This window comes from Halomonas garicola (assembly GCF_055382465.1).
In genome coordinates this window covers 1,503,922-1,518,451 of sequence record NZ_AP043931.1, presented here as the reverse complement: position 1 = coordinate 1,518,451, position 14,530 = coordinate 1,503,922, and the positions used below count along the sequence as shown (strand labels likewise).

Annotated in this window: 12 protein-coding genes; 2 read left to right on the top strand and 10 right to left on the bottom strand. The window is 66.1% G+C overall.

What is annotated here, in order from left to right; translation table 11 throughout:
* Position 1: 1 nt before the first annotated feature.
* From ACZ46Y_RS07435 to ACZ46Y_RS07425, 3 genes are all read right to left on the bottom strand, one after another.
* Positions 2-1,438 (bottom strand): NfeD family protein, encoded by a 1,437-nt coding sequence (locus ACZ46Y_RS07435; RefSeq protein ID WP_311952683.1) that lies wholly within the window; start codon positions 1,436-1,438, stop codon positions 2-4.
* Between the two features lie 91 nt (positions 1,439-1,529).
* The gene (locus ACZ46Y_RS07430; protein ID WP_311953079.1) at positions 1,530-2,234 is read right to left on the bottom strand and encodes a pseudouridine synthase; all 705 of its coding nucleotides are present in this window, start codon (positions 2,232-2,234) and stop codon (positions 1,530-1,532) included.
* A 64-nt stretch (positions 2,235-2,298) separates the two neighbouring features.
* The gene (locus ACZ46Y_RS07425; RefSeq protein ID WP_311952676.1) at positions 2,299-3,132 is read right to left on the bottom strand and encodes an amidohydrolase; all 834 of its coding nucleotides are present in this window, start codon (positions 3,130-3,132) and stop codon (positions 2,299-2,301) included.
* Positions 3,133-3,270: 138 nt separating this feature from the next.
* On the opposite strand from ACZ46Y_RS07425, the gene rarD reads away from it, so the two are divergent.
* On the top strand, positions 3,271-4,167 hold the full coding sequence (rarD, locus tag ACZ46Y_RS07420) for an EamA family transporter RarD (RefSeq protein ID WP_311952673.1): 897 nt from the start codon (positions 3,271-3,273) through the stop codon (positions 4,165-4,167).
* A gap of 10 nt (positions 4,168-4,177) precedes the next feature.
* Here the strand turns inward: rarD and ACZ46Y_RS07415 are convergent, their stop codons facing one another.
* Positions 4,178-5,449: an O-acetylhomoserine aminocarboxypropyltransferase/cysteine synthase family protein gene (locus tag ACZ46Y_RS07415; RefSeq protein ID WP_311952669.1), complete on the bottom strand. Its 1,272-nt coding sequence runs from the start codon at positions 5,447-5,449 to the stop codon at positions 4,178-4,180.
* A gap of 118 nt (positions 5,450-5,567) precedes the next feature.
* Here ACZ46Y_RS07415 and ACZ46Y_RS07410 point away from each other — a divergent pair, with 118 nt between their 5' ends.
* The gene (locus ACZ46Y_RS07410; protein WP_311952666.1) at positions 5,568-7,274 is read left to right on the top strand and encodes a SulP family inorganic anion transporter; all 1,707 of its coding nucleotides are present in this window, start codon (positions 5,568-5,570) and stop codon (positions 7,272-7,274) included.
* A gap of 94 nt (positions 7,275-7,368) precedes the next feature.
* On the opposite strand, the gene ACZ46Y_RS07405 is transcribed toward ACZ46Y_RS07410, so the two are convergent.
* The 6 genes from ACZ46Y_RS07405 to ACZ46Y_RS07380 all read right to left on the bottom strand — a co-directional run bounded on the left by ACZ46Y_RS07405 (position 7,369) and on the right by ACZ46Y_RS07380 (position 14,425).
* A complete protein-coding gene (locus tag ACZ46Y_RS07405) occupies positions 7,369-8,115 on the bottom strand; it encodes an ABC transporter permease (protein ID WP_311952663.1) in 747 nt (248 codons plus the stop codon).
* The gene (locus ACZ46Y_RS07400) at positions 8,099-9,064 is read right to left on the bottom strand and encodes an ABC transporter ATP-binding protein (RefSeq protein WP_311952660.1); all 966 of its coding nucleotides are present in this window, start codon (positions 9,062-9,064) and stop codon (positions 8,099-8,101) included. Before ACZ46Y_RS07400 ends, ACZ46Y_RS07405 begins: the two co-directional genes overlap by 17 nt.
* Positions 9,061-10,173, bottom strand: a complete 1,113-nt coding sequence (locus ACZ46Y_RS07395; RefSeq protein WP_311953074.1) for an ABC transporter permease — start codon at positions 10,171-10,173, stop codon at positions 9,061-9,063. Before ACZ46Y_RS07395 ends, ACZ46Y_RS07400 begins: the two co-directional genes overlap by 4 nt.
* Positions 10,174-10,255: 82 nt before the next feature.
* On the bottom strand, positions 10,256-11,143 hold the full coding sequence (gene osmF, locus ACZ46Y_RS07390) for a glycine betaine ABC transporter substrate-binding protein OsmF (RefSeq protein ID WP_311953068.1): 888 nt from the start codon (positions 11,141-11,143) through the stop codon (positions 10,256-10,258).
* 177 nt (positions 11,144-11,320) lie between these two features.
* On the bottom strand, positions 11,321-12,721 hold the full coding sequence (gene cysS / locus ACZ46Y_RS07385) for a cysteine--tRNA ligase (protein WP_311952656.1): 1,401 nt from the start codon (positions 12,719-12,721) through the stop codon (positions 11,321-11,323).
* A 24-nt stretch (positions 12,722-12,745) separates the two neighbouring features.
* Entirely contained in the window at positions 12,746-14,425 is a 1,680-nt protein-coding gene (locus tag ACZ46Y_RS07380; RefSeq protein ID WP_311952652.1) for a glutamine--tRNA ligase/YqeY domain fusion protein, read from the bottom strand.
* Positions 14,426-14,530: the final 105 nt, after the last annotated feature.

Below are 14,530 nucleotides of genomic sequence, written 5' to 3'. Positions count from 1 at the left end.
TTTATTCCGCAGCCAGCGGCTCGACCTCCAGGACGAGGCCGTCGACCGCGGTCACGCGCACCGCCTGATCGCGGCTCAGCGGGCCCGCGCTGCGGGCCTTCCAGCGCTCGCCTTTCAGGCGCACGTGCCCGCTGCCCGAAAACGCCGCCTCCACCCGGGCCCGGCAGCCGACAAGCTCATCCTGGCCGGTGCGCGGCGGATGCCGGCGCAGGGCGAGAAAGCGGGTCACCACCCACAGCATCAGCCCCGCCGCCAGCAGGGCGATGCCGCCGATTATCGGCAGCGAGATCCTCAGGGACTCCGCGTCCATCAGCATAACTGACCCCATCACAAAGGCGACGATGCCGCCTATTCCAAGAATGCCGAAGCTGGGCATCAGCGCCTCGCCCACGATCAGCCCCAGCCCCAGGAGTATCAGGCCCAGCCCCGCATAGTTGATCGGCAGCACCTGGAAGGCGAATAACGCCAGCAGCAGGCTGACGGCGCCGATGGTGCCCGGCACCAGCGCCCCCGGGCTCATCAGTTCAAATACCAGCCCGTAAAAGCCGATGATCATCAGCAGATAGGCCACGTTGGGGTTGGTGATCACCGCCAGCAGCTCGGTTCGCCAGTCCGGATCGAAGCGCTCGAGGGTCAGATCCGCGGTGGCAAGCGTTTGCGTGCCCTCGGCCATGACCACTTCCTGGCCATCGATCTGGGCGAGCAGCGCTTCGATATCGCCCGCGACCACGTCGATGACGTTCTGCTCCAGGGCCTGGCGGGCGCCCAGGCTGACCGCCTCGCGCACCGCCTCTTCGGCCCAGTCGGCATTGCGGTCGTGACGCTCGGCCAGCGAACGGATATAGGCCACCGCGTCTTCCAGCACCTTGCGCTCCATGGCCGTCTCGCCGCGACGCTTCTCGGGCTCGGCTTCGTCGCTCCCCTCAGCGGGCGCCTCGCCCTCCGACGTATCCTCATCCTCGCCGTTGTCGGGCGTCTCCGGCTCGCCCAGGCCCGGAAGCCCACCGCCGCCGAGCTGCACGGGCGTGGCCGACCCCAGATGGGTGGCCGGCGCCATGGCCGCTACGTGGCTGGCATAGAGCAGGTAGGTGCCGGCGCTGGCGGCTCGGGCGCCGCTGGGCGCGACGTGGAAAACCACCGGCACCTCGGAGGCCAGCATGGCCGAGATCATAGCGCGCATCGAGGCGTCGAGGCCGCCGGGGGTATCCAGCTGCACCACCACCAGCTCGGCGTCATCCTCGGCGGCGATATCAAGGCCGCGCTGGAAATAGTCGCCGATGGCCGGCCCGATGGCGCCGTCGATTGTCATCACCAGCGCGCTGCGTTCGTCCTGCTGGGCCTGGGCCTGCCAGGCCAACAGGGCACCCAGCGCCAGACACAGCAGGCTTGCCAGCAGCAGAAAGCGCCCGGTCACGCCTTGGCGAAGTGGAGTCGTCATCTCGTGCCTACCCTGAAAAACTCAGTCGTTGCCGGTCTCAGCGTAGCACACGGCCTTCAAGGGCATGCCCTCCAGAAGAGAGAACGCCGGCCTAAAACAGGGCGATTTCGTCCTCGGTCAGCGCCCGCCACTCGCCGGGGGCGAGATCCGCATCCAGCTCAAGCGGGCCGATGGCCCGTCGGTGCAAATCCACCACGCGGTTGCCCAGGGCAGCGAACATGCGCTTGACCTGGTGGTAGCGGCCTTCGCTGATGGCAAGCTCGGCCTCCCTGGGGCCCAGCATCCGCAGGGTCGCCGGCCGAGTGGGCGTCTCGTCGCCGTCAAGCCACAGGCCTTCGGCCACCCGGGCAATGGCGTTCGCGGCCGCCTCGCCTTCCAGCGGCTCGGCCAGGGTGGCACGGTAGACCTTGCCGCAGCGGCGCTTGGGCGCGGTAATGCGGTGCAGCCACTGGCCGTCGTCGGTCATCAGCAAAAGCCCGGTGGTATCCACGTCGAGCCGGCCCACCGGCTGCAGCCGCTCGACTTCGGGTACGTCCAAAAGGTCGATGGCGCGCGGGTAAAGCCCGCGGCGGGCCGTGCACTCCACCTCCAGCGGCTTGTGCAGCATAAGGTAGCGCTTGCCCAGAAGCGCCAGCGGCTCGTCCTGCCAGGTAACGGCGTCTTTTTCAGGGTCGATTTGCCGGGCGCCCTGCTTAACCGGCTCGCCGTTAAGCGCAACCTCCCCGGCCTTGAGCGCACGTTTGGCCAGGCTGCGGGTCAGCGGCGTGGTTTCGCTTAAGAAGCGGTCAAGACGCATGGTGGCGGGTTGGCTCATAAAGGGGCACTCGCTTGGCTGTGTTTCATGCTTGGCTATTTATAGCTCATGGGGAAGTGACGTCGTCGGCAGCGGTACCGGGCAGCAGCTGAAAGCGGTCGGCGTCCTGCCAGGCGGGAAACTTCTCGCGGAAGGCCGCCAGCGCTTCGGTATCCAGGGTGCCGGTTTCAATGCAGGCCGTCTCTGCCGGCGGATCGATCACCGCCTCGCCCTTGAAGTCCACCAGCATCGAATCCCCGCTGTAGGACAGGCCGTTGCCGCCTTCGCCGACGCGGTTGACGCCGATGACGTAGCACAGGTTCTCGATCGCTCGGGCCTGGAGCAGGGTGCGCCAGGCATGGCGGCGCGGCGTGGGCCAGTTGGCCACGCACAGAAGCGCATCGTACTCGAACGGCGCCTCGCCTTCGGGCTGCTGGCGAAGCCAGACGGGAAAGCGCAGATCGTAGCAAACGGTCAGCAGCAGGCGCACGCCCTTGTACTCGATTACCGGGCGCTCGCTGCCGGCGGCGTAGCGTTCGTGCTCTCCGGCCATGCGGAACAGATGGCGCTTGTCGTAAAGGATCAGCTCGCCGTCGGGCTGCGCCCAGACCAGGCGATTATAGTGCTTCCCGCCGTCTTCGACGGCCACGCTGCCGGTGATGACGCAGCCGCGCGCCTCGGCCTGGCGGCAAAGCCAGGCCACGCTTTCGCTCTGCGCCATGGGCTCGGCCATCTCCCGAGAGTTCATGGTAAAGCCGGTGGCGAACATTTCCGGCAGCACGATCACGTCGGTTTCGTGACTGCCAAGCTCGCCCAGCTGATCCTCCAGCTGCCGGTGGTTGGCGTCCGGGTTCTCCCAGCGCAGGTCGCACTGCACCAGGCTCACGGTTAGCTTGCTCATTGTGTTCTCCCTGACTCTCGGGTGAATGTGGTAGGTTAGCGCGGTTCTGCCGTGCTTTTCCGGCGCTGTCCGCCGGGTTTGTCAGGCACGAAGTCGCATCCGCTATCCTGCAGCCACCATCTCCCTAGCGAGGCCGCCATGTCCAGCCATTCCGTTCGTGACCCCGAGGCCGCCAAGGGCGTCGGCTTCGGGCTCGTTGCCTATCTTATGTGGGGCTGTTTCCCGCTGTTTTTTGCCCTGTTCGACGGCGTGCCGGCGTTTGAGATCGTGCTGCACCGGATCATCTGGTCGTGTCTGTTTCTCGCCGGGCTGATCACTCTGCTGCGGCGCTGGTCGCCGGTCAAGGCAGCGCTGCGCCACCCCGAGCGCCTGGGACGGGTGCTGGCCTGCGCTATTCTTATCGGCCTGAACTGGGGCATTTACATTTACGCGGTGGAAACCCGGCACGTGCTCCAGGCGAGCCTGGGCTATTTTCTGACGCCGCTGGTCAACGTCGGCCTAGGCGTTATCGTGCTGCGCGAAACCATGGTCAAGGCCCAGCTGGTGGCCCTGGGCCTTGCTACCCTGGGCATCGGCATGCAGTTTTTGCTGCTCAACGAGCTCCCCTGGCTCAGCCTGATGCTGGCGTTTTCCTTCGGCACCTACGGGCTCTTTCGCAAGCAGGTTCCCCTTGATGGCCTTTCCGGGCTGTTTGTAGAAACGCTGCTTCTGCTGCCGGTGGCGCTGCTGGTCTTTGCCTGGCTGGAAACCCAGGGGCTTTCGCACTTTACCCAGTCGACGCGCTCCATGACGCTGCTCATGGCCGCCGGGGTGGTCACTGCCCTGCCGCTGCTGGCCTTTGCCGGCGCGGCGCGGCGGCTGCGCCTGGCAACGCTTGGGTTTTTAATGTATCTCAACCCCAGCATCCAGTTTTTTATCGCCCTGCTGGTGTTCCAGGAGCCGCTGAGCCCCGTCCAGCTGGGCACCTTCGCGCTGATCTGGACGGGGCTTGCGCTCTACTCCTGGTCCGCCTGGCAGCAGTCGCACAGCGAGTAACGCCGCCTGCTTAGCGGCTGGCGGCAAGCGCCTGGTCGAGATCGGCGAGGATATCGTCCCGGTGCTCGATGCCGATGGAAAGACGCACCATCTCCGGCGTCACACCGGCGCTTTTCAGCTCCTGCTCGTCGAGCTGGCGGTGGGTGGTGGCGGCGGGAATCGACGAGCAGCTCTTGGCATCGCCGATGTTAACCAGCCGCAGGATCAGCCCCAGGGCATCGTAAAAGCGCTCGGCGGCGGCCTGCCCGCCCTCGATGCCGAAGCTTAAAATGCCCGACGCCTGGCCGTTCATGTAGCGCTTGGCCAGGGCGTGGTCCAGGTGGCTCTCAAGGCCCGCGTACTGCACCCAGCTGACCCGGGGGTGGGCTTCCAGGTGGCGCGCCACGGCCAGGGTGTTGTCACAGATGCGCTCGATGCGCAGCGACAGCGTTTCCAGCCCCTGGAGCAGATTCCACGCCGCCTGGGCGGAAAGCGCCGCGCCCATGTTGCGCAGCGGCACCACCCGGGCCCGGGTGATGAACGCCGCCTCGCCAACGTCCCGGGTATAGCTGATGCCGTGGTAGGAGGCGTCGGGCTCGGTAAGCAGCGGGAAGCGGTTGGCATTCTCCGCCCAGGGAAACTTGCCGCTGTCCACGATCACGCCGCCAAGGGTAGTGCCGTGGCCGCCGATATACTTGGTCGCCGAGTGGATGACGATATCCGCCCCGTGCTCGATGGGCCGCCAGAGAAACGGCGTGGCCGTGGTGTTGTCGACGATCACCGGTACGCCGTGGCGATGCGCCACTTCGGCGAGGCCGGCGATATCGACAACGCCGCCGGAGGGATTGCCCACGCTTTCGCAGAATATCGCCTTGGTACGGCCGTCGATGCATGATTCGATGGCGTCCAGGTCGTCCTTGTCGGCAAAGCTGACGCTGATGCCCTGACGCGGCAGCGTGTGGGCAAAGAGGTTATAGGTGCCGCCGTAGAGCTCGCTGATGGAGACGATGTTATCGCCGGCCTCGGCAAGGGTCTGGATCGCGCAGGTAATAGCGCTCATCCCCGAAGCCAGGGCCAGGCCCGCGATGCCGCCTTCCAGCGCCGCCACGCGCTGCTCGAGCACGCCGCAGGTGGGGTTCATGATGCGCGAATAGATGTTGCCTTCTTCTTTCAGGTCAAACAGGTCCGCGGCGTGCTGAGCGCTGTCGAAGCTGTAGGACGTGGTTTGATGAATGGGAACGGCAACGGCGTTCTGGCTATCCGCCGAATAGCCGTGGTGCAGGGCAATAGTATCGCGCTTCATGTGAGCTCCTTGGGAGACAAAAACGGGCCTGATAAAAGCCCAATGCTAATCAACCCTCAACCTTCAGGCCAATATCGTTTAGGCTTATCGCCATGTTATTCGATGCTGCGCTGATTCCATGCTGAAACGCTACCTGCCCGCGCTGGCCTGGCTGCCGCACTATCAGGCACGACTTTGTGGCGCCGACCTGCTGGCCGGGGCCATCGTCACCGTCATGGTGATACCGCAGTCGCTGGCCTATGCGCTGCTGGCCGGCCTGCCGGCCGTCGTCGGGCTATACGCCAGCATTCTCCCCCAGCTGGTTTACGCAGTCTTTGGCACCAGCCGCACACTGGCGGTAGGACCCGTGGCGATTATCGCGCTGATGACCGGGGCGGCGCTGAGTCAGATCGCCGTGCCCGGCAGCGCCGAATACCTGGAAGCCGCGCTCGTACTGGCGCTGCTTTCCGGCGCCATTCTGGTGGTCATGGGCGCGCTGCGCATGGGCTTTTTCAGCAACTTCTTGAGCCACCCGGTGATTTCCGGCTTCCTTACCGCCTCGGGCATCCTTATTGCCACCAGCCAGCTCGGCGGCCTGCTGGGCGTGGAAAGCGACGGCTTTACCCTCTGGGAACGGCTGGCGTCGCTGTGGCGCAACCTGCCCGGGGCTAGCCTGCCCACCCTGCTGATGAGCGTTCTCGTGCTGGGCTTTCTGGTCGGGGTGCGCCGCTACGGCAGCACGCTGCTCAGGCGGCTGGGACTGGCCGCCGGCACGGCCAACCTGCTGGCCCGAGCCGGGCCGATCCTTGCCGTGGTGGCCACAACCCTGGCAACCCGACAGTGGCAGCTGCAGGACGCCGGGGTAGCGGTTGTCGGCGCGGTGCCCGGCGGACTGCCGCCGCTTGCCCTGCCCTGGCCCGACGCGGCGCTGTGGCAAACGCTGCTGGTACCGGCGCTGCTGATCAGCCTGGTAGGATTTGTGGAGTCGGTCTCCATGGGCCAGATGCTGGCCGCCAAGCGCCGCCAGCGGATCTCGCCTAACCAGGAGCTCATCGGGCTGGGGGTTGCCAACCTCGCTGCCGGCGTTTCCGGCGCCATGCCCGTCACCGGCGGCCTGTCGCGTACCGTGGCCAACTTCCACGCCGGCGCGCAGACCCCCGCGGCGGGGGCCTTTGCCGCGCTGGGCATTGGCGTGGTCACCTATACGCTGACCGACTGGCTCTACTACCTGCCCATCGCTACGCTTTCAGCGTTCATCACGGTGTCGATTCTGACCCTGGTGGATATCGCCACGCTGCGCGCCACCTGGCGCTATTCGCGCAGCGATTTTGCCGCTCAGGCCATCACCATCGGCCTGACCCTGGCCGAAGGCATCGAGGCCGGCATCATCGGCGGCATCGCCGTCTCCGTGGCGCTGTTTCTCTACCGCACCAGCCGTCCGCACAGCGCGCTGATCGGGCGCGTGCCGAACAGCGAGCATTTTCGCAACATGGCCCGCCACGAGGTGGAAACCACGCCCGGGGTCGCCCTGCTGCGCATCGATGAAAGCCTCTACTTTGCCAACGCGCGCTATCTCGAAGACACCCTGTACAACCTGGTCGCCAGCCGGCCGGCGCTGGAAAACGTGGTGATTGTGTGCTCGGCAGTGAATCTGATCGACGCCTCGGCGCTGGAAAGCCTCGAGGCGATCAACGCCCGCCTCAAGGATTCCGGCGTCACGCTGCACCTGGCCGAGGTTAAGGGCCCGGTGATGGACCGGCTGAACCACAGCAGCTTCCCCGAACAGCTCACCGGCCGGGTCTTCCTGAGTACCTACGCCGCCTGGCAGGCGCTGCGCGATCGATAAACTGATGTCGGAAAGGCACAGTTTTAGTGGGAGCGCTGCAGAAGATAACGGTATAAATTTCATCCCTGAGAAGCACCCGCTCGACACACTGCCCTCAGGTGCGCCGCATCCGCTGCTGCCATACGCTGAACAGGCTATCTACGCTCAGGGCCAGCAGCGCAATCATCACCGTTCCCTGCACCACGTAGGCGGTATTGCCGTTGACGATGCCGGCGATAATCGGATCGCCCAGGTTGCTCGCGCCCACGGTGGCCCCCAGCGCCGCCGTGGCAATATTGATGGTGATCGAGGTGCGCACTCCGGCAAGAATCACCGGCGCGGCCAGCGGCAGCTCGACCTGCCAGAGCCGCTGGCCGGCGGTCATGCCTACGCCCCTGGCCGCCGTTATCGCGGCGGCATCGACGCCCTTGAGCCCGGCGATGGTATTACGGACCACGGGCAGCAGCCCGTAAAGCGACAGCGCCACCACGATGGGAAACAGGCCAAAGCCCAGCGCCGGCACCGCCAGCGCGAGTACCGCCACCGGCGGAAACGTCTGCCCTAACGACGCCAGCTGAGCCACCAGCGGCAAAAAGTCTCGCCCGGCGGCGCGGGTTACGGCAATGCCCGCGGCAAGGCCCAGGCTCACCGTAATCGCCGCGGCCAAGCCGACGGTCAGCGCATGGCGGCCCAGCAGAGTCAAAAACGCCGCGCGCTGGTAAACCAGCTGACGAGCGTCCGGCGCCAGCCACTGCCACAGCGGCTCGGCCAGCGGCATGGCCCAGCCGGCGAGCAGCAGTAGCCCAAGCCACGCCGCGGGCATCAGCCAGCGACTCGGGGGGGCTTCAAGTCTCAGCGGCATCGGCCTGCTCCGTTCGCGCGTTGGCGACCAGTCGGCCAAGGGTCAGCTCGCCCACCGGCGCGTCGTGCTCGTCTACGGCAATCACGCGCTCGCAGCGATCGCGCAGCATCACCGACAGCGCCTGGCGCAGGGTATAGCTAGCGGGCAGGCGCGGGGCATCGGCGGAGGCAGGCCCCAGGGGGGCCAGGTGATCGCGTACCCGGGCCAGCGACGCCTGCTTGAGCCCCCGCTCAAGGCCGCCCAGCAGCGACTCGACGAAGGCGTTCGCGGGCTGCTGCAGCACCGTCAGCGGGCTGCCCTGCTGAACGATCCGACCGTCGCGCATGACCACCAGGTGATCCGCCAGGCGCAGGGCTTCGTCCATGTCGTGGGTGACCAGCACCACGGTTTTATGCAGGCGCGCCTGGAGCTTTGCCAGCATGGTCTGCAGCTGCTCCCGGGTAATCGGGTCCAGCGCGCCGAACGGCTCGTCCATCAGCAGGATATCGGGGTCCGCCGCCAGCGCCCGGGCAACGCCTACGCGCTGGGCCTGGCCTCCGGACAGCTGGTGTGGGTACTTGTGCGCAAACTCGGCGACCGGCAGGTTGAGCATGGGCATCAGCTCTTCCACGCGTTCGCGCACTCGATCGCTCGACCACTGCAGCAGCCGCGGCACGGTGCCGATGTTGCGCGCCACGCTCCAGTGGGGAAATAGCCCGGTATCCTGGATCACGTAGCCGATGCGGCGGCGCAGCTGCACCGGATCGTAGGCGCCGATCGCCTGACCGTCGAGCACAATCTCGCCGCTGCTGTGCGCGGTCAGCCGGTTGATCATGCGCAGCGTAGTGGACTTGCCGCACCCCGAGGTGCCCACCAGCGCGCAAAATTTGCCCCGGGGGACGCTAAGGCTGATGTCGTCCACCGCCGGCGTTTCGCCGAAGCGTTTGCTGACGTTGCGTAGCTCGATCACGGCGCGTCTCCCCGGCGAAAGTGGTCGGCCAGAGCGCCCAGCAGCATATCGGCCACCAGCGCCATGGCAATGATCGGCAGCGCGCCCAGCAGCACCATGTCCATGGCGGCCTGCCCCAGCCCCTGAAAGATGAAGTCGCCCAGCCCGCCGGCGCCGATCAGCGCGGCCACGGCGGTAAGCCCAATGGCCTGCACCGTGGTAATCCGCACGCCTTCGAGCAGCACGGGAAGCGCCAGCGGCAGGCGCACCTGCCAGAAACGCTGGATCGGGCGCATGCCCATGCCGCTGGCGGCGTCCAGCACCGCCGGATTGACCGCCTCCAGCGCCACGCAGGTATTGCGCACCACCGGCAGCAGGCTGTAGACCGTCAAGGCCAACAGTGCCGGCGTCCAGCCGATGCCGCTAACGCCCAGCGCAGCCAGCCACTCGACGTTGGCCCCCAGCCAGGCAAGCGGCGCCAGCAGCAGGCCAAAAAGCGCCAGGCTGGGCACGGTTTGCAGAAAGTTGAGCACCGCAAAAGCCGCCGACTGGCTGGCGTTGAAGCGGCGAATCAAAAGCGCCGTGGCCACGCCGAGCACAACGCTTGCGCTAACGGCGATGCCCACCAGGGCCAGGTGCTCCCCAAGGGCACGGTAAAACAGCGCGCTGCGCGCCTGGAACTCCTGCACCAGCGCCAGCGGCTCGAGCCAGAGCGCCGCGCACAGCCACCAGACGCCGGCGACGCCGGCCAGCAGTAGCGCCATTCGGCTTCGCGTCAGGCCCATGGTCAGGCGCAACTCCACCAGGCAAAGGGAGAGCACAAACAGCATCACCCAGCTCGCGGGGCCCAGGCTCAGCCTGGCCTGGGGCATATCTGCGCTGATCAGGCGCTGGGCGGCCAGCATCAGGCCAAACGGCAGCAGCACCAGCAGCAGCGTGCCAAGCGCGAGCAGCGCCGGATAGCGGTAGCGCGCCGGATACGCGGCGAGCGCCGCCATCGCCCCCCACAGCAAGGTAGCGAGCCCGGCGGCGGGCCAGCCCAGCGCCTGCCACAGCGGATAGCCGGTACTTTCCACGATGCGGTTCGGCGCCACGCTTGCCGCGTCCAGCCCCCAAAGTGCGACCAGCATGGCCACGGCCAGGCTGAACAGCACCCGGTTGGGCAAAAAACGCCCCTGATGCCCCGACCGGGCTTTCCTCAATAGCACAGGATCAGCGATCCAGGCCGTCGAGATAGTCGCCGGCCACCTTGTCGGCGGCCCGGCCGTTCACCGCAACGTCGGCGTTAAGCCCCTGCAGGGTGGTTTCATCGAGGGTATCGAACACGCTTTCCAGCGCCGCTTCTACCTCAGGGTAGGCCTCGAGCACCCACTCCCGCGCCACCGGCGCCGGCTGATAAATCGGCTGCACGTTGCGGGTGTCCTCCAGCACCGTAAGCCCAAGGGCAGCGAGACCGCCGTCGGTGCCATAGGTCATGGCGCCGTTGACGCCGCTGGTCTGGCGAGCGGCGGCGCGCATGGTCGCCGCGGTGTTGCCGCCGGACAGGACCAGCAGCTGATCTTCGTCCAGAGTGAAGCCGTAGGCCTCCTGAAACGCCGGCAAGGCCTGCTCCGACTCGATGAACTCAGCGCTGGCGGCGAACTTGAACTCGCCGCCGTCGGCCAGGTAGCCGGCCAGGTCGTCGAGGGTGGCCAGGTCGTGCTCTTGGGCCAGATCCTCGCGCACGCTCATTGACCAGGTGTTGTTGGCGCTTGCCGGCGACAGCCACACCAGCCCGTTGTCGGCGTCTTTATCGCGGACGGTCTGCCAGGCTTTCTCGGCGTCGTTCCACACGGGGCTTTCGGTCATGTCGAAGAAAAACGCGCCGTTGCCGGTGTATTCGGGGTAGAGATCGATTTCGCCGGTCTTGAGCGCCTGGCGCACCACGCTGGTCACGCCGAGCTGCAGCCGGTTTTCCACGGGCACGTCATTGCGCTCAAGCGTCTGCAGCACCAGCTCGCCGAGCACGGCCCCTTCGGTATCGATCTTGGAGCCAATCACCACGGCCCTGTCTTCCGACGTCGAGGCGGCAACCGCCTGAGTGCCGATCGCCGGCGCCATCAAAACCGCCGCCCCGAGGCCGGCGTACATCCAGGAAAGAGACCAGCGCATTGTCATCGTCCTTTTTATCGTGGCGTGAGGAGTCTGGGTTCGTGCCGAGCCCTGCCGGCACCAACCATAACCGCACTATAGCCGCACAGGCCGGCCGGTAATAGCCAAAAGTCATTCAAATGACGCTCAGGCGTCACCCGCCTGAAAGACCCAGCGCGTGCCTTCCCGGGAGTCCTTGAGTATCACGCCTTCGGCGGCGAGCTCGTCGCGGATGGCGTCGGCCAGAGCAAAGTCTCTCTCGGCCTTGGCCGCGGCCCGCCGGGCGATCTGCTCCTCGATATGGGCTTCATCCAGCGCCGCGTTTTCGCCGTGGAGGAAAGCCCCCGGCGGCTGGGACAAAATCCCCAGCACGCCGCCGAGTGCGCGCAGCTCGCCGGCCAGCCGAGGGGCACTAGCGGCGCTTTCGGCCTTGGCGCGGTTCAGCTCCCGGGCAAGCTCGAACAGCACCGCCAGCGCTTCCGGGGTGTTGAAGTCGTCATCCATGGCCTGGACAAAGCGCCGGGCGCAAGGGCTCTGCGGGTCGGCCACGTCGGTAGCCATCGGCTCGGCCTCGACGCCTTCCAGCGCCGTGTACAGCCGCGTCAGCGACCTGCGCGCCTCAACCAGGGAATCCGCCGAGTAGCTGATCGCGCTGCGGTAGTGGCTCGCCACCAGCAGGTAGCGCACCACTTCGGGGTCGTGCTCGGCCAGCACGTCGCGGATGGTAAAGAAGTTGCCCAGCGACTTGGACATTTTTTCCTCGTCGACCCGCACGGCGCCGGCGTGCATCCAGGTATTGACGTAGGTCTGGCCGGTAGCCGCCTCGGACTGGGCGATCTCGTTTTCGTGATGGGGAAAGGTCAGATCCGGCCCGCCGCCGTGGATGTCGAAAGTGTTGCCAAGGCTGCAGGTGGACATGGCCGAGCACTCGATGTGCCAGCCCGGCCGGCCCTTGCCCCAGGGCGACGGCCAGTGCGCCTCTTCGGGCTTGGCCGCTTTCCACAGCACAAAGTCCAGCGGGTCTTCCTTGTTATCGTCCACCTCGACCCGGGCCCCGGAGCGCATGTCGTCGAGCCGTCGATTGTTGAGCTTGCCGTAGTCGGCGAACTCGCGCACGCGGTAGTAGACGTCGCCGTTGGCGGCCGGGTAGGCGTAGCCTTTATCGATCAGCACCTCGATCATGGCGATGATCTCGTCGACGTGGCCGGTGGCCCGGGGCTCGGCGTCCGGAGGCAGTACGCCGAGCCGCGTTTCGTCTTCGTGCATGGCACCGATCATGCGCTCGGTCAGCGCCTCGATGCTTTCGTTATTGTCGGCGGCGCGCTTGAGGATCTTGTCGTCGATATCGGTGATGTTGCGCACGTAGGTGACGTCGTAGCCCCGGGCGCGCAGATAGCGGCTGATCAGGTCGAACGCCACCATGACCCGGGCGTGGCCCAGGTGGCAGTAGTCGTATACCGTCATGCCGCAGACGTACATGCCGATTTTTCCCGGCTCGCGCGGCGTCAGCGGCTCCTTGCGCCGGGTCAGGGTGTTGTAAATTTGCACAGCGGTCTCCTCGGTCCTTGCCGTTTAGCCTTTTTTTCGGATCTTCGCCCAGGTGTCCTTGAGCCCCACGGTGCGGTTGAACACCAGGTGCTCAGGCGTTGAGGCGTGACGGTCGGTACAGAAGTAGCCCACGCGCTCGAACTGGAAGCGCGTTTCGGGCGCCGTGCCGGCAAGGCTCGGCTCGCCGATGGCCCGGTAGGTAATCAGCGACTCGGGATTCAGGTGATCGAAAAAGTCGGCGTCCTTGTCGCGGTCGGGCTGCTCTTCGGTGAACAGGTTGTCATATAGCCGCACTTCCAGGGGCACGCCGTGCACCGCGCTGACCCAGTGAAGCACGCCCTTGACCTTGCGCCCTTCGGGGTTCTTGCCCAGGGTGTCGAAGTCGACCGAGCAGCGCAGCTCGACCACCTCGCCGCTGGCGTCCTTGATCACCTCATCGCAGCGGATGACGTAGCTGTTGCGCAGGCGTACTTCCTTGCCCGGCGCCAGACGGAAGAACTTCTTCGGCGGCTCTTCCATAAAGTCGTGGTGGTCGATGTAAAGCTCCCGGGTGAGCGGCACCCGGCGCACCGCCATGTCGTCCCGGGCGGGGTGGCCGGCGACGTCGTAGGTTTCCTCGAAGTCCTCCGCCACGTTGGTCAGTACCACCTTCAGCGGCCGCAGCACGCACATGGCCCGGGGGGCGTTGTCTTCCAGGTCCGAGCGAATGGCGTGGGTCAGCATGGCGATATCCACCAGCCCGCTGTCCGAGCGGCTAACGCCGACCATGTCGCAGAACTTGCGGATCGAGGCCGGCGTATAGCCCCGGCGGCGCATGCCCGAGATCGTCGGCATGCGCGGGTCGTCCCAGCCGTCGACGATGCCCTCGTCCACCAGCAGCTTGAGCTTGCGCTTGGAGGTCAGGGTGTAGTTGAGGTTCAGCCGGGCGAATTCGATCTGGCGCGGCCTGGCGGGCACCGGCAGGTTGTCCAGAAACCACTCGTAAAGCGGCCGGTGATCCTCGAACTCCAGCGTGCACAGCGAGTGGGTAATGCCTTCGATGGCATCGGACTGGCCGTGGGTGAAGTCGTAGGACGGATAGATGTGCCACTTGTCGCCGGTCTGATGGTGGGTGGCGTGGCGGATCCGGTAAAGGATCGGGTCGCGCAGGTTGATATTGGGCGAGGCCATGTCAATTTTGGCGCGCAGCACCTTGCCGCCTTCGGCGAATTCGCCCTGGCGCATGCGCTCCAGCAGGTCGAGGTTTTCGTCAACGCCGCGCTCGCGGTACGGGCTCGGCGTGCCAGGCTCCGTAAGCGTCCCGCGGTACTCGCGAATGTCGTCCGGCGAGAGGTCATCGACGTAGGCCTTGCCTTCGCGCACCAGGTGCTGCGCCCAGGCGTAAAGCTGGTCGAAGTAGTCCGAGGCAAAGCGCACCGGGCCTGCCCACTCGAATCCCAGCCAGTTGACGTCCGCCTTGATCGCATCGATGTAAACCTGCTCTTCCTTGGCCGGGTTGGTGTCGTCAAAGCGCATGTGGCACTGCCCGCCGGTCTCCTCGGCGAGGCCGAAGTTCAGGCAGATCGACTTGGCGTGACCAATATGCAAAAAGCCGTTCGGCTCCGGGGGGAAGCGCGTCACGATGCTTTCGACCTGGCCGCCCGCAATCTCTTCGCGTACCTGATTGCGGATAAAGTTGGGCGCTTTAGGGGTCTCGGTGGTCATGGTGGCGTTGAAAACCTCATAGTCGATGGCGTGCCGGCCTTCGCGGTACCGGGCAAAACCCGTATTATAACGTGACGCCGCTGCCGAGGGCCAAGGCAAATGCCC